The following is an 18551-nucleotide window of genomic DNA, read 5'->3' as shown; positions in this document are numbered from 1 at the left end:
GGTGTAGTATTAATCAGAATGCTGATTTTTGCGGTGTTATTTAAATTGAAAGTTCTTCAAATCACTTACTAATTAAACATGCCCACTCTTCGCCAGCTTTTTTTAGCTAATAATGCACAAACCACTAATTTTCCTTTGTTGCTTGAGTTTGAACGTGCAGAGGGAATTTATATGTATGATGCGGCAGGCAAAGCTTTTATTGACCTTATCTCGGGCATAGGCGTAAGCAGCCTTGGTCATGGTAATCCACATGTTATCGAAGCTATTAAACAGCAGGTTGATAAATACATGCACCTGATGGTTTATGGCGAATTTGTGCAAACACCGCAGGTACGCTTTGCAGAGAAACTGGTATCACTACTTCCCGAAAATCTGCAATCGGTATACTTTACTAACTCGGGCGCTGAGGCGGTTGAGGGCGCTTTAAAACTGGCCAAGCGTTTTACCGGCAGGCAACAAATAGTGGCCTGTCATAACTCTTATCATGGCAGTTCGCACGGGGCATTAAGTGTAATGGGGAATGAGGAATTTAAGCAGGCTTACAGGCCTTTATTACCGGGTGTAAATTTTATCCGGTTTAATGTAACTGATGATCTGCCGCTGATAACCGGGGAAACCGCCTGTGTTATTGTTGAAACTATACAGGGGGAGGCCGGCGTCAGAGTGCCTGATTTAGCCTATATGCAGGCTTTACGCAAGCGTTGTGATGAAACAGGTGCATTGCTTATTTTAGATGAGATACAGGCCGCGTTTGGTCGCACAGGTAAGCTTTTTGCTTTTGAACATTTTGGCATTGTACCCGATATATTGTTATTGGCAAAAGCATTAGGCGGAGGGATGCCTGTTGGCGCTTTTATATCATCAAACAATATCATGGGCTTCTTAAAAGAAAACCCTATCCTGGGGCATATCACTACTTTTGGTGGCCACCCGGTTTGTTGCGCTGCAGGATTGGCAGCTTTAGAAGTATTGATTAATGATGACCTGGTATCAGGCGTAGCGGAAAAGGAAACACAGTTTCGGAAATTGCTGGTTCACCCCGCTATAAAAGAAGTAAGAGGAAAAGGGCTGATGCTGGCCATTGAACTTGAAAACTTTGATCTGAATAAAAAGATAATTGATCGCTGTATTGAGCATGGAGTAATAACCGACTGGTTTTTACATTGCAGCAATTCTATGCGCCTTGCGCCTCCTCTTATTATCAACCCCGCCGAAATTGAAAAATCATGCGCGGTGATCATTGAAGCTATAAATTATTACACAAACTAATTTGATGAAAAAATGCCAGGCGTTCTGTTTATTTCAAATAGAACGCCTGGCATTTAAGGCCTTTTCACTTAGAGATTTACTGTGCGTACACGTTTTTTTCCTCTTGTATTAAAAATACGTTGTCATTTCGAACGAGGTACGAGGAGAAATCTTGTACGATATGCAAAGTCAGCTATGCAGGATGTAGAAGATTTCTCTTTCGCTCCTCCGCTCATTCCTCCCCATACTCTATCGAAATGACATTTTTTTATTAGAAGATGTGTACACAAATAGATAGGTGAAGCTCTTATAATTTATCCATTTCCCGCTTTACAAACTCCGCCAGTTCTTTCACGTAAGCAGCGCTAAAGTCAAACTTGATGCCAGCGGTTTCGTAAATTTCTTTGATCGTTTTTGTATAGCCAAGCTTAAGGGCATCCAGGTATTGCTGCAAACCTTTTTCAGGATTTTCTTTATAATTCTTCCATACTGCAATGGCGCCTAACTGGGCCATGCCATACTCTATATAATAAAATGGCACCTCGAAGATGTGCAGCTGTTTTTGCCAAAGATTAGCTTCGGCATCAGGATGCTCGCTCCAATCTACAAAGCCTGAGCCAAATGGCTCATAAATCTCTATCCAGGCAGTTTTACGGTCGGCATCGGTATGACCGGGGTTGGTATATATCCAATGTTGAAACTGATCAACTACGGCTACCCATGGCAGGGTTTTAAGTACATCAATTAATTGATCACGTTTGGCGCGTTTAAGGTCTTCCTCGTTATCAAAAAACACATCCCAGTTATCCATCGATATCAACTCCATTGACATAGAAGCCAGTTCGGCCACTTCAGATGGGCAATGTTTAAAATCGTTCAGCTCAAGGTCGGCAGTTAAAAAAGTATGTACAGCGTGGCCACCTTCATGTACCATGGTTGTTAAATCGCGGAAGGTATTGGCCGAGTTCATGAATATGAAAGGCGCGCCGGTTTCTGATAGCGGGTAGTTATAACCACCGGGTGCTTTACCTTTGCGGCTTTCCACATCAAACAGGTTATTATCTTTCATGATCTCCAGCCGCTCGCCCAGGTAACGGTTGATATTGCTAAAGCACTGAATAGATTTTTCTATCAGCTCGTTACCATCATTAAACGGTTTTAAAGCCGGTTTGCCAGATATATCAACATCCATGTCCCAGGGTTTTAAAGCTGGCAAGGCAAGGGCATCCTTACGTTTTTCGGCCTGTTCGCGCAGGATGGGTACAATTTCTTTTTCGATAGCTTCATGGAAGGCGTAGCAATCCTGAGGCGTATAATCAAACCTGCCAAGCGCCTGGAACATGTAATCCCTGAAATTCTCAAATCCGGCATTCAAGGCAACTTTATGGCGTAAAGTACGCAGGTGATCAAAAAGAGTATCTAAAGTGTCTTTTTCCTGTAAACGGCGGGCAGTTATTTTTTCCCATACTTCCTGGCGTTTTGCACGGTCGGTACCTTTTAAAAATACTGATGCCTGCTCCAAAGTAAATTCCTTGTCATCAATATGCACCGACATGGCGCCGGTTATTGACTGGTATTTTTGCTGCTCTACCTGGATCTCGGTTTGCACCGGGATATTTTCTTCACGGAAAAGTTCTAATGCCTTTTTTACAGCGCGCAAAAAGATGAAGTATTTTTCCTTATCAAGCTGGTCAACATATGCGCTGGCTACCAGTTTTTTGTTCAAATCGTTGCTATATGGAGCAATTTTAGGCTCAATCTCGGTAGCAAAATACTGGAAGTTTTGTAATAATTCTTCACTGGTCGTGTCGCATGTCATGCGGATGTAGCGCCAGGCAAAGTCTTCCTCTAAAGCGGCTTCCAGCTCGCTTTTATCGTGCAGCCATTTTTCCAGTTCGTGTACCGAATTGATGGGGCGTGCAAGCAATTCTTTATAAATAGGTTCCAGGATTTCCCATTTAATATCGAGCGTTGCCGGGATATATGTTCTTGTTTTTTTGTGGATCATTGCTTTGAAGTTCAAATTATAGATGTGCAAATATGCAGATTAGTACCGAAGTTTTTTTGGTCAGAAAGTCAAAAGTATCTGGTCCTAAATTTAAGCCAATCGCATATCTTATATCAGAAATCAAAAATGTAAAATCCGGGAGTTGAAAAGCAAAATCTCGGATTTTACCGACCCTGTAACTTTCCGTTTTTATGCTGTGGCTTTATACAAAGTTTGGGATAACTCTTTTAATCCATCCTCATAACTTGTAGGCTTAAAATTAAATGCCTTTTCAAATTTGCTGCTATCAAAAATATAGTCGTGATTATATTGGTAATACATTTCAACGGTTCCCATTACTACTTTTTGAAACAGGCCAATAAGCCATAGCATGAATTTGCTGATACGCATAAATTTAGGTTTAACCTGGTAAACCCGGGCTGCAATATCTATAAACTGTTTGCCTGTAATAGCCGGGGCGGTTGGCAGGTGCCATACCTGGTTATCACTATCTGGGTTTTGCCCAAGCAGGAACATGGCTTTGCCTGCATCGGGAATGTAGATAAAATTGTGTTTCTTTTCCGGGTCGCCTATCCATTGGGCTGTTTGCTTTGCCGCATATTTGGTAAGTACCATCATATCAACAAAACTGTTTAAGGAGTCGGTGCCATAAAAATCGGGCGCACGGGCAATACTAGCGCGGATGTTGCCGGCTTTTACTTCATCCATCAGCATGGTGGCGATCCCTGCGCGGGTTTCTCCTTTTGCGCTGTTGGGGTGATAAGGAGTATTCTCTTTCATTGGCCCGTTAACCAGGCCATACATGTAAACATTATCAAAAAATATCAATCGCGCGCCTGTTGCTTTGGTAGCATTTATTACGTTTTGCATCACGACCGGCCATTGTGCTTTCCAGATATCTTTATCGTAAACCAGGCCGGCAACAAGGTAAATTACGGTTGATCCTTGGGCTACAGCTAAAACTTCATCGTAATTCAGCAGATCTGCTTTTTGCCAAGTTATGTTTTTGCCCGTAATTTTTACAGGTTTGCGGCTAACCAAACGGATAGTTTCGTTTGTGTTCATCAATTCGCGGGTGAGGGCATTTGCCACGGCGCCACCGGCTCCTAATATAGTGTGCATAATCTTTTTCGTTTTTGTTACAACAAATGTAGGGCATCGTTGAAAGTCAAAACGTTAACAAAAGATAAGAAAAATGGATTTAAGAATCGGCTGGTTCAATTTGGGATTGAAATGCCCGGTTTGGGGTTTAGAATTTGTTTTTTAGCAGTTAGGATTCAGGGTTCGGCTTTCAGCTTTACGCCTTTAGCTTATCAGGCGCTTATCTTCATAATCCTTCTCCTGATCCGCGACAGTGAAACAGGGGTGATGCCTAAAAAATTGGCAATGTAATGCTGTGGGATGCGCTGCAATACTTCGCCGCCTGTTTCTAACAACTTGTTATAACGTTCTTCGGGAGTCTGGGTTAAAAAGGACGTTACCCGGTCTTCGTAGCAAATAAGATAATGCTCGGCTACCAATCTGCCAAAGCGCTCCATTTTATGGCCGATGAGTTCATGGGCGTAAGCCTGCTGCATGCCTTTATAGTTAAGGGCAACTATCTGCGTATCCTCCAATGCCTGGATGTAATTTAAACCAGGGGCGCAGGTTAAAAAACTTTTATATGAGCTAAGTAATTCGTTCTCAAAACTAAAGTAGCCGGTTATCTCTTCACCATCCTTCACATTAAAATAGCGTACAGAGCCTTTTACAATCAGCCCTATCTGGGTGCAAACTTTGCCTGGTTCGGCAAAGTTTTTCTTTTTTTTAAGGTGGCAAACTTCCAATAAAGGCAACAAGATTTGCCATTCCGCATCATTCATCGGAACATATATTTCTACATGCTCTCTGAATTTATTGATGGCGGTTAGTGTGTCCATATCCGGTCTAAAAGAAATAATACAGCAAACACTACGCTGGCGATTCCATTTGTGGTCATGAAGGCGAAGTTTACGCGGCTTAAATCGTTAGGCTTAACCAGCAGGTGTTGATAAATAAGCATCGCACAGAAAAAGGCGATTCCTACATAATAAAGGATACCAACATGGGTGAAAAATACGGGCATTACAGTAAATAACGCCGACAGCACATGTAAAAAGGTTGATAACCTTAACGCGTTCACCTTACCCAAATATGCAGGGATTGAATGTAAATTTTGGCTACGGTCGAAATCCTCATCCTGCAGGGCGTAAATAATATCAAACCCGCTCACCCAGCATAAAACAGAAAGGGAGAAAAATACAGGCGTTAAGGCAAATTCCCCGGTAACCACAAGGTATGCGCCAATAGGGGCCAGGGATAAACCTAAACCTAAAACCAAATGGCATAATGCGGTGAAGCGTTTGGTTGCACTATAACCCATTACCACAAATAAGGCAATTGGCGAGAGGTAAAAGCATAAAGAGTTAATGAAAAACGTAGCTGCAATAAATAGCCCGCAGTTAATTAAGGTAAAAGTTAAAGCTGCGGGTGCGCTGATCCTGCCAGATGGGATATCGCGTTGTTTGGTACGCGGGTTTTGGGCGTCAATGTCCCTATCCAGGTAACGGTTAAATGCCATGGCCGAGTTGCGGGCAAAGATCATGCATAACACCATTAAAACCAGCTTGCGCCAGTCAAACGTGTGGTTAGTAGTGGTAACTGCCAAAAAGAAGCCGATGAATGCAAACGGCATGGCAAATATGGTATGCGTAAAGGTTACTAATGAAAGGTATTTTTTCATGTTATATTAAATAGTCCCTTTTGATAAGGGCAGTTGTGTTCTACATTTGGCTGTCGAGGGATCCCCAGCATTTTTATTTGTACTATAGGTTCCCCTCTCGAGAGGGGTAAGGGGTGTGTTCTACAACATGCCTCTCGATAGTTCTTAATACATTAACAATGTCTTTCCTTACTTCCATTTCGCTAAAACGGATCACTGTTAAATTATATTTTGTAAGTTCCAGATCTCTTAGCCGGTCTGCTTCTACTTTTTCTTCGTGATTATGATAATGCCCATCTATCTCAATTACCAAATTTAACTCGCTGCAGTAAAAATCTACAATATAATTTAACAGTGGTTTTTGCCGGTGGAAATCATATTCAAAGTACTGTTTTGTTTTCAATTCATTCCAAAGTAGTACTTCGCCCAGAGTACTGTCGTTTCTTAGCTTGCGGGCTAAGTCTTTTAGTTTGGGATTGTATGGTATTATTTTACGCGGCATAAATATGCTTTACTTTTATTTTATGTCGAATGCTTTTATGGTTTAATGAACTTTTGCCATTTCAAGTCCTATCCCATATTTTTATTGCGCATAACACACCCCTACCATCACACGTTCCACCGCGCCCCCTCTCAAGAGGGGAATTGTTAATTACAATACCATCATATTAATCTCTTGGTTCATAATGTGGTATCACAAAACTTCTATTTATATTATCTATAAAACCTAAAATTTCATCACGGCCTACCTGTAATTCGGCAGATGTTACAAAGTATTGTGGAAACTCCTCAAAGGTCTCCGTTAAAGTTTTTTTGAACTTGGCTATATTTTGGTCGGTTTTTACACTTGATTGTTTATCGGCCTTGGTGAATACCAGTACAAACGACAAGCCTTTTTCGCCCAGCCAGTTACAAAATTCAATATCTATCTTTTGCGGTTCAAGGCGGCTATCAATCAGCACCATTACACATTGCAGGCTTTCGCGTTTATCAAGGTAATTATGGATAAATTTGTTCCAGTTGGCCTTATTTGTTTTGGATGCCCGGGCATAACCATAACCAGGTAAATCAACAATATACCAGCTTTCGTTAACAAAAAAATGGTTGATAAGCTGGGTTTTACCGGGTGTTTGTGACGTTTTTGCTAATCCCTTTTTTTGCGTTAGCATATTGATAAGGGACGATTTGCCCACATTTGAGCGCCCGATAAACGCGTACTCCGCCTTAACAGGCGGCGGAAGTTTGGAAATCTGGGTATTGCTGCAAATAAATTCGGCCGTTTTAACAATCATGCTGCAAAGGTAATATTTTTTACTGGTGCGCTGATGACCGATAAATGTGATCAGCTTTGAACCATATATTTGCTACTGCTTGTTTTACAATAGATAAACAAATATAAATGCAATTATAGTTAAATTTGATGTTTAAACATGTAATATAATGAACGAATATAAAATACCCGCCCAAACCCGCATAGGTCATGTACATTTAAAGGTTAGTGACTTGCAAAAATCACTTGATTTTTATTGCGGTTTACTGGGCTTTGATAAAATGATGATGTATGGCGATCAGGCTGCGTTTATATCTGCCGGTGGGTATCACCATCATATAGGTTTAAATACCTGGCATAGTAAAGGAGCTTCACCAGCGCCAGCGTATGCGCCCGGCCTTTACCATACTGCTATTGTATATCCCGAACGAAAAGATCTGGCGATAATACTGCAAAGGCTCATTGATGCCAAATATACCATCACAGGAGCATCAGACCACGGGGTATCGGAAGCGATTTATTTAAACGACCCGGATCAAAACGGTGTTGAACTTTACTGGGACAGACCAAAAGAAAACTGGCCGGTTGACGAAAATGGCGACATGACGATGTTTACCAAAAGGTTGGATATTGAGGGGCTTCTGGCATTGGCTAAATAAACATCATTTTGAGGATTAAAATAGATTAACAGGATTTGTATTATCTGCCGATAGCCGGGCGTGACATACAATCCTGTTAATCTTGTAAAATCCTTAAATCGTGTTACAACTCCTTAATCCTTACATTTCTGAAATAAGCTTTATGCCCATGATCCTGCAGGGCAATTAAGCCGGTTTTAGCCGTGCCGTAATCGGGATAATCTTTCCACTTACCTTCGGTTTTTTTCTTGGTCCAGTCATCAGTCCATGCTTCAAACGAAACAATTTTTGATCCGTTAAGCCAATGCTCTACATGGCCATTATTAAACACAATTTTGCTGATGTTCCATTTACCAATTGGCTCTACTTTTTTAAGTGTATTTGGCAGGTGCATGGCGTAATCGCAGCCGGTTTTTTGCCATTCTTCCAGTTTGTCTGGCCAGCCTTCATCATCTATGATCTGGTATTCGGGACCGGTATCGTAGGTAGCACGATATTTAGGGTCTTCAATAACATGATAAAGCACACCGCTGTTGCTGCCTTTATCAATTTTCCATTCCCACTCCAGTTCAAAATTAGTGTAAGTTTTATCGGTAACAATATCGCCCCCGGTATCGCCTGCGGCTGCACCTAAGCATACCAGGGCGCCATCAACTATGGTCCAGTTTTTTACTTCGCCTTTTTTATTAAAGCCATGCCAGCCATTTAATGTTTTACCATCGAATAGTTTTACCCAGTCGGCTTTTTTAGCATGTGACTTTTTTGTATGAGGGGGTGTTTTTACCGGTATAGCCGATGTTTGCACGCAAACCAAGGCTGCGGCAGCCATCACCAAACCAAGTTTTTTTAGTTGTTGTTTCATAACTTGCTAATGTGTTTGTCTTAATAACTATAAAGTTTTTCGTCTTAACTCTTTTTCGCCAGCTGCATTTTTTCCGGATCCCAAAACATGGGGCTATTGTTATAATAGCTATCGTTACATAGCAGGGCAGGGGCGGCGGCACGGTACCCAAATATGGCATCCTCCGTTACCTTGCCATTGTTTCTGATGGCGTTAAAGAAGTTATTCATGTGGTCATAAGGGCCACCCATGTAGCCCTTATCGGCATCATAAGTGATTTCTTCTGGTGGCAGCATCATTTTGCGCTCGGTATAGCTGCCGCCTGCTTTTTTCAGTTTATCGAGGTAAAAAGGATCGTCGGATGCAAAAGTCTTGTTCCTTTTCAGGGTAACTTTATCCCAGGTTATATCCATCGAGCCTTCGCTGCCTACCAGTTTAAGGTAAGTAGTGCCGCTGGTGCCATCAACAAAGTTGCAGCGTAAAGAAAGATTAAAGGCTGGATGTGCCTGGGTTTTGCCATAATCAAAAGTGCCCAGCAATACATCAGGTACCTCGCGGCCATCATTCCAGAAACGTAGGCCACCCGATGCATAGATCTTGTTTGGCCCAACAGAATCCGTTATAAAGTGCAGACTGGAGAACAGGTGCACAAAAAGATCACCAGCCATACCCGTACCATAATCGGTATAGTTTCTCCAGCGGAAAAAGCGTTTCTCATCAAACGGGCGTTTTTTGGTGTTGCTGATATAGGTTTCCCAATCCACAGTTTGCGGTGATGCATCGGCCGGGATAGGGTATTGCCAAACTTCCAGCGGTTCGCGACGGGCCCAAAAGCCTTCGGCATAATTGAGCTGGCCTATAGCCCCGCTTTTTAACAGTTCATGCGCTTTCTCATTACCCAATGATGATACGCCCTGGCTGCCCACCTGGAATATTTTACCTGTTTCCTTCTGCGCTTTTATTACAGCCGGACCTTCGGTAATAGCATGAACCATTGGTTTTTCGCAGTATACATGTTTACCGGCGTGCATGGCATCAACAGAAATTTGCTGGTGCCAGTGGTCGGGAGTGGCAATAATTACGGCGTCTATATCCTTACGGTTCAGGATCTCTTTATAAACGCGGGTGGTAAAAATATCAGCACCCCATTTAGCTTTGGCATCTTTAAGGCGGCCGTCATATAAATCACATACGGCAACCAGCTTTACACCTGGAATTTTAAGGGCTGTATCCGTATCACTGTTGCCCATACCGCCTGCGCCGATAAGGGCAATGTTGATCTGGTCATTCAGTTCATAGCCCAATTGCCTTTTGAGTATGGCAAATGGTTTTACCGTATTTTCGGAAGCGAACAGGTTGCTTCCAACGGCTACGGCAGCGGTTGTAGTGGTTAGTTTTTTAATGAAACTTCTGCGGGATGATTCTTGTTTTTCTTTCATAGATAAGGCTTAAACTTATATGCTTTAGTTAATTTATGAGAACCGATAAAATAGGGCCGCTCCATTTTGGGGAGAGACCGGTTACGAACTGGTTTAAAAGAATTGGCTTTTAAAATTAAGGAATTGACTTAACATTTACACAAGCCAATCAACTTAATACATCCAAATAAACGCAATCATGATACAATCACTATCTTTGCTACCACTAAAAAAATGAGCAAAACCATAACTCCGTACAACAATCAGCAAGCTACCAAAAAAGAGCAGGTGGCGGATATGTTTAACAATATATCAAAAACATATGATTTTTTGAACCATTTTATGTCGTTGGGGATTGATATCATCTGGCGTAAAAAGGCGATAAACGAATTAAAAAAGGATCAACCAAAACTAATTCTGGATGTAGCCACAGGCACAGGCGACTTTGCCTTTGAAGCTTTGAAAGCGTTAAAGCCCAATAAAATAATTGGTGTGGATATTTCCCGCGGTATGCTGGATATTGCCGAGCAAAAGATCCAGAAACGAGGTCTTGGAGATAAGTTTGAGGTGAAACTTGGTGATTCGGAAAAGCTGCCTTTTGACGATAATGCTTTTGACGCGGTTACGGTTGCTTATGGTGTTCGTAATTTCGAGAACCTGGAAGTGGGGTTGGCTGATATTCAAAGGGTGCTAAAACCAGGCGGCAAAGCGGTAGTGCTGGAGTTTTCAAAACCCAAAGCTTTCCCCGTAAAACAGCTGTATAATTTTTATTTCAACTATATTACACCGGGCATAGGCAAGTTGTTTAGTAAGGATTCAAGAGCTTATAGCTATTTGCCCGAGTCGGTAGCGGCTTTTCCGGATGGAAAGAGTTTTGTTGCCTTGATGGATAAAGTAGGCTTTAAAAATACCAAACACAGGCCATTGGCGTTTGGTATCTGTTCTATTTACACTGGTGTTAAATGATCAAAATACGGTGCCTTTTAGTTGTATGCCTTATGTTTTGCTGCAAATTTTTGTTGGCGCAGAATGTACCGGCATGGGGCGGAGGTGCCGATCAGCAAGACCTGAGTTTTGGTTTTAGCTTTAGTTATGTTAGCAGCGATTTTAAAATAGTAAAGAAGCCAGATTGGCGTAAGCCCTTTTTTGATGCAACCAACAATCAATATATAACCGATTCGTTAAATGGCATCAGTTCAAAGGGTACACCTGGTTTTGCTATTGGTTTTTTAACACGCTATACATTAACCGAGCATTTTGAAGTACGCATAACACCATCGCTGGTTTTTGCTGATCGTAATTTAACGTATACTTATGCCAACCCCGATCAAAACCAGGTTAAGCAGCTGCAAACCACCTCGGTGGATATTCCGTTGTCTTTCAAACTAAAATCTGATAGGCTGGGCGATTTCAGGGCCTATATTTTAGGCGGCGTTAAATACACCAAAGCCATCGGCACCAAAAAAAATGATCCCAATTTAGATCCCATAGATAAACTGGTGAAAAATGCCGGTGGATTTAGCTCCTATGAAGCGGGCCTTGGCTGTGATATTTATTTTGAATTTTTTAAGCTCTCGCCCCAAATTAAGGTATCCAACTCCTTTGGTAATATATTGGTTCCAGAAAATCATCCATTTTCAAGCCCTATCAGTAAGTTGTCTTTACATACCGTTATGTTTAGTTTGTTTTTTGAGTAGATATATAAGTGCTACCCTGAGCTTGTTGAAGGATAGGGCGCAGGCGACTGCTCGCCAGGAACAGGCAGGTTTGGCATAACAGCCGGATTAAGTAACATTACCTCAGAACAACAATAATTCAAACTAAAAAACATAATTTCGCTCCTATAGTTATCCTACTATTATGACTAAAATTGCTTTAATTACAGGTGCAACCGCCGGAATTGGCGAGGCATGCGCACACGTATTTGCCCGCGAGGGTTATAATCTGATACTAACCGGCCGGAGGGAAGACCGGCTTGAAAAATTAGCCGAACAGTTAAATGAAACTTATAATGTGGAGATTGCCATTTTATCATTTGATGTGCGCAACCGTGAGCAGGTGATTGAAAACCTGGAGGGCTTGCCCGAAAAATGGAAGCTGGTTGATGTGTTAGTTAATAACGCTGGCTTAAGCCAGGGCCTTGATCCTATACAAAACGGTAATGTAGATGATTGGGAAACAATGATTGATACCAACATAAAAGGTTTACTTTATGTAAGCCGTATGGTATCAAACTGGATGATAGCTAATGGTGGGGGGCATATTATTAATTTAGGCTCCATAGCCGGCAAAGAAGTTTATCTTAACGGTAATGTTTATTGCGCAACCAAGCACGCTGTTGATGCGTTAAACAAGGGTATGCGTATTGATCTGTTGCCTCATGGTATAAAGGTTACAGCTATACACCCGGGTGCTGTAGAAACTGAGTTTTCTGAAGTTCGTTTTAAGGGCGATAAGGAACGCGCTAAAAAAGTTTATGATGGCTTTGAGCCGCTGGTGGCACAGGATGTTGCAGAAACCATTTGGTTTGTAGCATCGCGGCCGGCGCACGTAAATATCAACGACCTGGTGATTATGCCAACAGCGCAAGCTACTGCTGTGAATATATATCGAAAATAATGTGCAGATGATGATTTGATGTGCAGATGAAAAAAAGTATGAACATCTGAAATTATAATCTGCACATTTGCACATCTGAAATTTGCGCATTTGTTAACACGTTTGCATATCTGAAATCTGCATATCTAAAATTAAAATACATGTCATTAATCACACAAATAGACCAGGATATAAAGCTGGCTATGTTGGCAAAACAACCTGATCGTCTTAGAGGGCTGCGTGCTATAAAATCGGCCTTGTTACTGGCTAAAACCGAAAAAGGCGCAGCCGAAGAACTTACTGAGGAAGCTGAAATTAAAGTACTTCAAAAACTGATCAAACAACGTAAAGAATCGGCAGATATTTACCGCACTCAAAACCGGGAAGATCTATACGAAATTGAAATGGAGGAAATGCGCGTGATTGAGCCTTACCTACCCCAGCAAATGACCCGTTTTGAAATTGAAGGTTATCTTCAGGAACTGATCAGTAGGATTGGAGCTACATCGATACAAGACCTTGGCAAGGTTATGGGTACTGCCAATAAAGAACTTGCGGGCAAAGCCGATGGTAAAACTATATCAGAGGTAGTGAGGCAATTATTGGGATAGTTATTAATTTAACAATGTAAGCTTAATATCTACATTGATAAATTATTACTATAATTGTTGCAAGTCATTCGCAATAGATTAAATTTATAGCGAATTAACATATTTTTATACTGAAACGGGTTTTGGTATAGTTAATTGAAAATTAATATTAATAATTTATATGGATTTCGTGCTTAAAGAGGAACACGGTTTTAGTTACATCGATGAGGGCGAAGGTGAGGTGCTGTTACTACTGCACGGTTTAATGGGGTCATTAAGTAATTGGGATGGCGTAGTTGAGGAGTTTAAATCCCAATACCGTGTAATAATACCAATACTTCCAATTTATGATATGCCTCTTTTAACTACTGGTGTAAGAAGTTTATCAAAATTTGTACATAAGTTTATCAAGTTTAAAAACCTGAGCAATATTACGTTGCTGGGTAATTCGCTTGGAGGGCACGTAGCTTTAGTGTATGTTTTAGCACACCCCGAAAATGTAAAGGCCATGGTTTTAACCGGCAGTTCGGGGTTATATGAAAATGCTTTTGGTGGTTCGTTTCCGCGCCGCGAAAGTATTGATTTTGTGAGAGAAAAGGTGCAGTATACTTTTTATGATCCGGCCATTGCAACTGATGAAATGGTTAATGATATACATAAACTGATAAATGACAGGCATAGCGTAATCAGGTTGCTGGCGATGGCAAAATCAGCTATCCGCCATAACATGAAGAAAGATCTTCATAAAATGACCTTGCCTGTTTGTTTAATATGGGGTAAAGATGATAAAATTACACCGCCCGATGTTGCGGTTGAGTTTAATGAATTATTACCCGATTCTGAATTGCACTGGATTGATAAATGCGGCCATGCCCCAATGATGGAGCGGCCACAGGAGTTTAACGTTTTGTTTAGCGCATTTTTAGATAAATTAAAAGTAAAAGCATAACATGATAGCAATTGAGCTGATAGCTGATGTGATACCCCCGGTTCATACCTCTGATAGTATACAGAAGGTATATGACCGTATGCTGGAGTTTCGCGTGAGGCATTTGCCAATTGTAAATGAAGAACAGTTTTTAGGTTTAGTAGCCGAGGATGATCTGATAGGCGAAAGCGACTACCAGGCATCAATAGGATCGTTGGCGCTTTCGCTTGTTAATCCTTACGTGCTGGAGGATCAGCATATTTATGATGTGATTCGCATGTTTCATGAGCGCCAGCTCACGGTTGTGCCTGTGCTTGATGCCAAGCAAAATTACCTGGGCCTAATCTCCATAAATGCTATAACTGAATATTTTGCGCAGATCACCTCTGTATCACAACCGGGGGGTATCATCGTACTCGAAATCAACAATAAAAATAACTCGCTGGCGCATATGGCGCAGATAGTAGAATCTGACAATGCCCAGGTGCTGAGCTCATACGTTCAAACATTTCCCGATTCAACCCGGATGGAAGTAACCCTTAAGGTTAATAAGCAGGATATCTCAACCATTATCGCCACTTTCCTGCGGTATGAATATGACGTAAAGGCAACCTTTAACAATACCGATCATAACGATAATGGCAGAGATCGTTACGATTCACTTATGAATTATCTTAATTTATAATTAGTAAGGTAGTCCATGGACCATGGACGATCGACCATCGACTAATAAAAATCATCCATGAAGATAGCAATTTACGGCAGGCCATTTAATGAACCATCTGTAATCCCTTATATACAACAGGTATTTGATAACCTGGCCCAACACAATGTCGAGATCTACGTACATCATCTGCTCAACGAATATCTTCAGGATAAAATTAACGGTGTAGTATATAATGTTTTACAAAATACCGACTCGTTAAAAGGTTTTATAGATGTTTTTATAACACTGGGTGGGGATGGTACCCTGTTGGATATGGTTACCGTTATCCGCGATTCTGGCATTCCTGTTATTGGTATCAATTTTGGCAGGCTGGGTTTTTTAGCCAGTGTAAACAAAAGCGATATAAATGCTGCTATACACGCGGTAGTGAATAAGGAATTTACACTTGATTGCCGCGAACTGCTGAAAATAGATTCAAAGTCATCCATTTTTGGGGAAGATAACTTCGCGCTTAATGATGTAACTATTCACAAGCGCGACGATGCGGCCATGATTATCACCCATGTGTTTTTAAATGACGAGTTTTTAAACTCCTACTGGGGCGATGGGCTTATTATATCAACCTCAACAGGCTCAACAGCATATTCCTTAAGTTGTGGCGGCCCTATCATCTTCCCGCAGTCAAACAGTATTGTAGTTACCCCGGTGTCACCCCATAATTTAAATGTGAGGCCAATTATATTGCCGGATAACAGCAAGTTATGCTTTGAGGTAGAAACCCGAAGCTCCAAATACCTCGTATCCTGCGATTCAAGGATGGCTGTTATGGATGAAACGATGAAGTTTCATGTGGAGAAAGCCGGTTTTCAGCTAAATTTGATCCGGTTAAATAATGAAAGTTATTTAACAACGTTAAGGAACAAACTATTATGGGGATTGGATGCCCGTAATTATTAAAACTGCTTGATGCCTAAAATTTTACTTTTTGTTTTCCTTTTACTGCTTTCATACCATCTGCAGGCGCAAACCTGGGAGATAGGTGGCTCATTGGGCGGTGCTGGCTATATTGGTGATTTAAATATCAATAACCCTGTAAAAATAAGCGGCATATCAAGCGGCTTGTTTGTAAAACGAAATTTTGATGGATACCTTTCAGCAAGGTTAACGTTTAGTTACGGTAAGTTTGGCGCTGCCGATAGTACATCATCCAGCCAACAGTTTCGTGATCGTAATTTGAGTTTTTCTGATGGGGTAAAAGAGATCAGTGCAATTGGCGAGTTCAATTTCCTGAAATATATCCCGGATGCAGGTCCTAATAAATTTACGCCATTTATATATGCCGGTATCGGGCTCACTTCTTATGCGCCGCGTACTATTTATAACGGGGCATCTGTTGACTTGAGAGAGTTAAAAACAGAAGGTCAACCAAAGCCGTACGGAGGCCATACTGCGGTGATTCCTTATGGAGTTGGTATAAAGTACAATATTGCCGGAAAGTTTAACCTGGCGGCAGATATTGGATATCGCTATACGTTTACAGATTACCTGGATGATGTGAGCAGTGTGTATGCTGATAAAAGCAAGCTTAATGGTATTGCCAGGGCACTATCTGACAGATCTGGCGAACGCACCGGAACCTACATTGGTTCGGTTGGAACACAGCGCGGCGATTTTAAGCCCCGCGATACCTATTTCTTGGTTGGGTTTAGTATCTCCTATACCTTTGTTACCCAGCGTTGTTATTATTGATGTGTTTAAAATTTAATTCTGTTAATTATTTAATTATAAAATTAAATTCTGTTTAATTCATAATATATGAATTTATAATTCGTTTTAAGGTTAATGATCGGTATTTAATACTGGTGATTATTAACCTTAAACTATAAAATCATGGCCGAATTAAATTCCTCTCCCCAAAAATCAGGATCTACCCGCGGACGTAAAAGAATGAATACCCGCGTTGATCTTACCGCAATGGTTGATCTGGCTTTCCTGCTCATCACTTTTTTTATAATGACAACTACGCTTGCAAAGCCAAAGGCCATGCCTTTAGCCATGCCCGACGGCAGCCTTGGCGATCCCGTGCCTGCCAGTCGTAGCCTTACCATCTGTCTTGGTAAAAGCGACCGGGTGATGTGGTACCTTGGCGAATTGAAAAATCCGGTGATTGCGCCATCAATTACCAACTTTGGTAAAAATGGTTTAAGGCAGGCACTTATTGAAACCAGCAAAATGATCAGAAATAAAACGGGCAAAAACATGATTGTGTTGGTAAAGCCCAGTAACCACTCTGTATACAGCAATGTAGTCAATACTTTAGATGAATTAAATATTACCCAAACTCAAATATATTCTATTGTTGATATAGCCCCCCAGGATGTGGAGGCTTTAAAACAAAAAGGTGTTTATTAGCAGCTGATTAAAAGGGGTACCAAACCTAAATACCGCGCTTTATTTACAGGGCATCGTGATCAATTTTTAGGGATCATAGATGCCTTTTTTGCATTTAAAGTTGTTTTAAACCATAATAAACAGGGCCAGAAAATGTTATTTATGTGTTTTTAATGACATTTACAGGCAATATTTATAATAACATTTTCTTTTATTGCTGCATACTAAAAAAATACAAAGGAAGTTTTACCTTTGTACCCTGAAAAAACCGGCAATTCGGCATATAAATAACGCTGTAGCAGGATAATTTTTAAGGTCGATTAGTCTAAAAACAAATATTTATTAGGCATGGCGTTGATAAAAATAAAAACAAAAGCATGTCTTTTATAAGCCATTACACCGGTTTTTGATAATGAGTAATATGGAATATTTGGATCAGATTGATTTGTTAAGATTGCCAAAACATGTAGCTATCATTATGGATGGCAACGGCCGTTGGGCAAAAGAGAAAGGCAAGTTAAGGGTATTTGGTCATCATAACGGAGTGGTATCTGTAAGGGATGTTGTTGAGGGCGCAGATAAACTGGGTATAAAATACGTTACACTATATACCTTCTCGTCAGAAAACTGGAACAGACCCAAATTTGAGGTTATGGCCATCATGGAACTTATGGTGAGCACCATTCATAAGGAAATTGCCGGTTTCATGAAAAATAATATTAAGCTAAATGCCATTGGCGATTTGGACATGCTGCCCGCGAAATGCTTAAAAGAGTTAAATGCGGCCATGCAAAAAACTTCATTAAATACAGGGGTGGTACTTACGCTGGCCTTAAGCTATGGTTCAAGGCGCGAGATTTTACAGGCGGCTAAAAACATAGCCATACAGGTAAAAAGCGGGGAGTTGGAAGTGGAAGATATTAATGAAAATGTTTTTGAACGGAATTTATTCACCAACGATATGCCCGATCCTGAATTACTGATCAGAACCGGCGGCGAATATCGGATAAGTAACTATTTATTATGGCAAATTGCCTATGCTGAGTTGTATTTTACAACTAAGCTATGGCCCGATTTCAGAAAGGAAGATTTGTACGAAGCCATACTTGATTATCAAAAACGCGAGCGTCGTTTTGGTATGACAAGTGAGCAGGTTAACTAAATTTTTCCTTTTAACACTTTTTAACAACTGTATAAATTAATTTTAGCCCACT

20 protein-coding genes are annotated in these 18551 nt (G+C 40.9%); 12 read left to right on the top strand and 8 right to left on the bottom strand.

Going from position 1 to position 18551, the window contains the following annotated elements; all coding sequences use genetic code 11:
- Positions 1-78 precede the first annotated feature (78 nt).
- Positions 79-1269, top strand: coding sequence for an aspartate aminotransferase family protein (locus tag AC1D0K_RS09905; RefSeq protein WP_477394173.1), 1191 nt, complete (start codon positions 79-81; stop codon positions 1267-1269).
- Between the two features lie 286 nt (positions 1270-1555).
- Here AC1D0K_RS09905 and AC1D0K_RS09900 read toward each other — a convergent pair whose 3' ends face one another.
- The 6 genes from AC1D0K_RS09900 to yihA form a co-directional block, all read right to left on the bottom strand.
- A complete protein-coding gene (locus AC1D0K_RS09900; RefSeq protein WP_477394171.1) occupies positions 1556-3256 on the bottom strand; it encodes a M3 family oligoendopeptidase in 1701 nt (566 codons plus the stop codon).
- A 189-nt stretch (positions 3257-3445) separates the two neighbouring features.
- Complete coding sequence (locus tag AC1D0K_RS09895) at positions 3446-4378, bottom strand: NAD-dependent epimerase/dehydratase family protein (RefSeq protein ID WP_477394169.1); 933 nt, start codon at positions 4376-4378, stop codon at positions 3446-3448.
- A gap of 191 nt (positions 4379-4569) precedes the next feature.
- Complete coding sequence (locus AC1D0K_RS09890; RefSeq protein WP_477394167.1) at positions 4570-5175, bottom strand: Crp/Fnr family transcriptional regulator; 606 nt, start codon at positions 5173-5175, stop codon at positions 4570-4572.
- The gene (locus AC1D0K_RS09885) at positions 5163-6017 is read right to left on the bottom strand and encodes a UbiA-like polyprenyltransferase (protein WP_477394165.1); all 855 of its coding nucleotides are present in this window, start codon (positions 6015-6017) and stop codon (positions 5163-5165) included. The genes AC1D0K_RS09890 and AC1D0K_RS09885 overlap by 13 nt, the downstream gene beginning before the upstream one ends.
- Positions 6018-6099: 82 nt before the next feature.
- Entirely contained in the window at positions 6100-6498 is a 399-nt protein-coding gene (locus tag AC1D0K_RS09880) for an endonuclease domain-containing protein (RefSeq protein ID WP_477394163.1), read from the bottom strand.
- Positions 6499-6664: 166 nt separating this feature from the next.
- Complete coding sequence (gene yihA / locus AC1D0K_RS09875; protein WP_477442777.1) at positions 6665-7288, bottom strand: ribosome biogenesis GTP-binding protein YihA/YsxC; 624 nt, start codon at positions 7286-7288, stop codon at positions 6665-6667.
- Between the two features lie 148 nt (positions 7289-7436).
- Between yihA and AC1D0K_RS09870 the strand changes: the two genes are divergently transcribed.
- On the top strand, positions 7437-7925 hold the full coding sequence (locus AC1D0K_RS09870) for a VOC family protein (protein ID WP_477394159.1): 489 nt from the start codon (positions 7437-7439) through the stop codon (positions 7923-7925).
- 103 nt (positions 7926-8028) lie between these two features.
- Here AC1D0K_RS09870 and AC1D0K_RS09865 read toward each other — a convergent pair whose 3' ends face one another.
- Complete coding sequence (locus AC1D0K_RS09865) at positions 8029-8766, bottom strand: 3-keto-disaccharide hydrolase (RefSeq protein WP_477394157.1); 738 nt, start codon at positions 8764-8766, stop codon at positions 8029-8031.
- Positions 8767-8810: 44 nt separating this feature from the next.
- Positions 8811-10184 carry a Gfo/Idh/MocA family protein gene (locus AC1D0K_RS09860; protein WP_477394155.1) on the bottom strand — a complete coding sequence of 458 codons (1374 nt, stop codon included), beginning with the start codon at positions 10182-10184 and terminating at the stop codon, positions 8811-8813.
- A gap of 213 nt (positions 10185-10397) precedes the next feature.
- Between AC1D0K_RS09860 and ubiE the strand changes: the two genes are divergently transcribed.
- From ubiE to AC1D0K_RS09810, 10 genes are all read left to right on the top strand, one after another.
- A complete protein-coding gene (ubiE, locus tag AC1D0K_RS09855) occupies positions 10398-11129 on the top strand; it encodes a bifunctional demethylmenaquinone methyltransferase/2-methoxy-6-polyprenyl-1,4-benzoquinol methylase UbiE (RefSeq protein ID WP_477394153.1) in 732 nt (243 codons plus the stop codon).
- The gene (gene porT, locus AC1D0K_RS09850; RefSeq protein WP_477394151.1) at positions 11126-11860 is read left to right on the top strand and encodes a type IX secretion/gliding motility protein PorT/SprT; all 735 of its coding nucleotides are present in this window, start codon (positions 11126-11128) and stop codon (positions 11858-11860) included. Before ubiE ends, porT begins: the two co-directional genes overlap by 4 nt.
- Before the next feature lie 163 nt (positions 11861-12023).
- Positions 12024-12782 (top strand): SDR family oxidoreductase, encoded by a 759-nt coding sequence (locus AC1D0K_RS09845; RefSeq protein ID WP_477394149.1) that lies wholly within the window; start codon positions 12024-12026, stop codon positions 12780-12782.
- Positions 12783-12922: 140 nt separating this feature from the next.
- A complete protein-coding gene (locus AC1D0K_RS09840) occupies positions 12923-13372 on the top strand; it encodes a GatB/YqeY domain-containing protein (protein WP_295720908.1) in 450 nt (149 codons plus the stop codon).
- Between the two features lie 160 nt (positions 13373-13532).
- Positions 13533-14300, top strand: a complete 768-nt coding sequence (locus AC1D0K_RS09835; protein ID WP_295720907.1) for an alpha/beta fold hydrolase — start codon at positions 13533-13535, stop codon at positions 14298-14300.
- Position 14301: 1 nt separating this feature from the next.
- Positions 14302-14964 (top strand): CBS domain-containing protein, encoded by a 663-nt coding sequence (locus AC1D0K_RS09830; protein WP_295720906.1) that lies wholly within the window; start codon positions 14302-14304, stop codon positions 14962-14964.
- 57 nt (positions 14965-15021) lie between these two features.
- Entirely contained in the window at positions 15022-15903 is an 882-nt protein-coding gene (locus tag AC1D0K_RS09825) for an NAD kinase (RefSeq protein ID WP_477394146.1), read from the top strand.
- A gap of 9 nt (positions 15904-15912) precedes the next feature.
- Positions 15913-16695: a type IX secretion system protein PorG gene (gene porG / locus AC1D0K_RS09820; protein ID WP_477394144.1), complete on the top strand. Its 783-nt coding sequence runs from the start codon at positions 15913-15915 to the stop codon at positions 16693-16695.
- A gap of 141 nt (positions 16696-16836) precedes the next feature.
- Positions 16837-17358 (top strand): ExbD/TolR family protein, encoded by a 522-nt coding sequence (locus AC1D0K_RS09815; protein ID WP_295720902.1) that lies wholly within the window; start codon positions 16837-16839, stop codon positions 17356-17358.
- A 400-nt stretch (positions 17359-17758) separates the two neighbouring features.
- On the top strand, positions 17759-18499 hold the full coding sequence (locus AC1D0K_RS09810) for an isoprenyl transferase (RefSeq protein ID WP_295720962.1): 741 nt from the start codon (positions 17759-17761) through the stop codon (positions 18497-18499).
- The last annotated feature ends 52 nt before the right edge of the window (positions 18500-18551 follow it).

This window comes from Mucilaginibacter sp. P1_A3 (assembly GCF_056406855.1).
This window is presented reverse-complemented; position numbering and strand designations above follow the sequence as displayed.

Coding starts and splice junctions, on each gene's coding strand:
- AC1D0K_RS09905 (WP_477394173.1), top strand. CDS start 79: ATGCCCACTCTTCGCCAGCTTTTTTTAGCTAATAATGCACAAACCACT.
- AC1D0K_RS09900 (WP_477394171.1), bottom strand. CDS start 3,256: ATGATCCACAAAAAAACAAGAACATATATCCCGGCAACGCTCGATATT.
- AC1D0K_RS09895 (WP_477394169.1), bottom strand. CDS start 4,378: ATGCACACTATATTAGGAGCCGGTGGCGCCGTGGCAAATGCCCTCACC.
- AC1D0K_RS09890 (WP_477394167.1), bottom strand. CDS start 5,175: ATGGACACACTAACCGCCATCAATAAATTCAGAGAGCATGTAGAAATA.
- AC1D0K_RS09885 (WP_477394165.1), bottom strand. CDS start 6,017: ATGAAAAAATACCTTTCATTAGTAACCTTTACGCATACCATATTTGCC.
- AC1D0K_RS09880 (WP_477394163.1), bottom strand. CDS start 6,498: ATGCCGCGTAAAATAATACCATACAATCCCAAACTAAAAGACTTAGCC.
- yihA (WP_477442777.1), bottom strand. CDS start 7,288: ATGATTGTTAAAACGGCCGAATTTATTTGCAGCAATACCCAGATTTCC.
- AC1D0K_RS09870 (WP_477394159.1), top strand. CDS start 7,437: ATGAACGAATATAAAATACCCGCCCAAACCCGCATAGGTCATGTACAT.
- AC1D0K_RS09865 (WP_477394157.1), bottom strand. CDS start 8,766: ATGAAACAACAACTAAAAAAACTTGGTTTGGTGATGGCTGCCGCAGCC.
- AC1D0K_RS09860 (WP_477394155.1), bottom strand. CDS start 10,184: ATGAAAGAAAAACAAGAATCATCCCGCAGAAGTTTCATTAAAAAACTA.
- ubiE (WP_477394153.1), top strand. CDS start 10,398: ATGAGCAAAACCATAACTCCGTACAACAATCAGCAAGCTACCAAAAAA.
- porT (WP_477394151.1), top strand. CDS start 11,126: ATGATCAAAATACGGTGCCTTTTAGTTGTATGCCTTATGTTTTGCTGC.
- AC1D0K_RS09845 (WP_477394149.1), top strand. CDS start 12,024: ATGACTAAAATTGCTTTAATTACAGGTGCAACCGCCGGAATTGGCGAG.
- AC1D0K_RS09840 (WP_295720908.1), top strand. CDS start 12,923: ATGTCATTAATCACACAAATAGACCAGGATATAAAGCTGGCTATGTTG.
- AC1D0K_RS09835 (WP_295720907.1), top strand. CDS start 13,533: ATGGATTTCGTGCTTAAAGAGGAACACGGTTTTAGTTACATCGATGAG.
- AC1D0K_RS09830 (WP_295720906.1), top strand. CDS start 14,302: ATGATAGCAATTGAGCTGATAGCTGATGTGATACCCCCGGTTCATACC.
- AC1D0K_RS09825 (WP_477394146.1), top strand. CDS start 15,022: ATGAAGATAGCAATTTACGGCAGGCCATTTAATGAACCATCTGTAATC.
- porG (WP_477394144.1), top strand. CDS start 15,913: ATGCCTAAAATTTTACTTTTTGTTTTCCTTTTACTGCTTTCATACCAT.
- AC1D0K_RS09815 (WP_295720902.1), top strand. CDS start 16,837: ATGGCCGAATTAAATTCCTCTCCCCAAAAATCAGGATCTACCCGCGGA.
- AC1D0K_RS09810 (WP_295720962.1), top strand. CDS start 17,759: ATGGAATATTTGGATCAGATTGATTTGTTAAGATTGCCAAAACATGTA.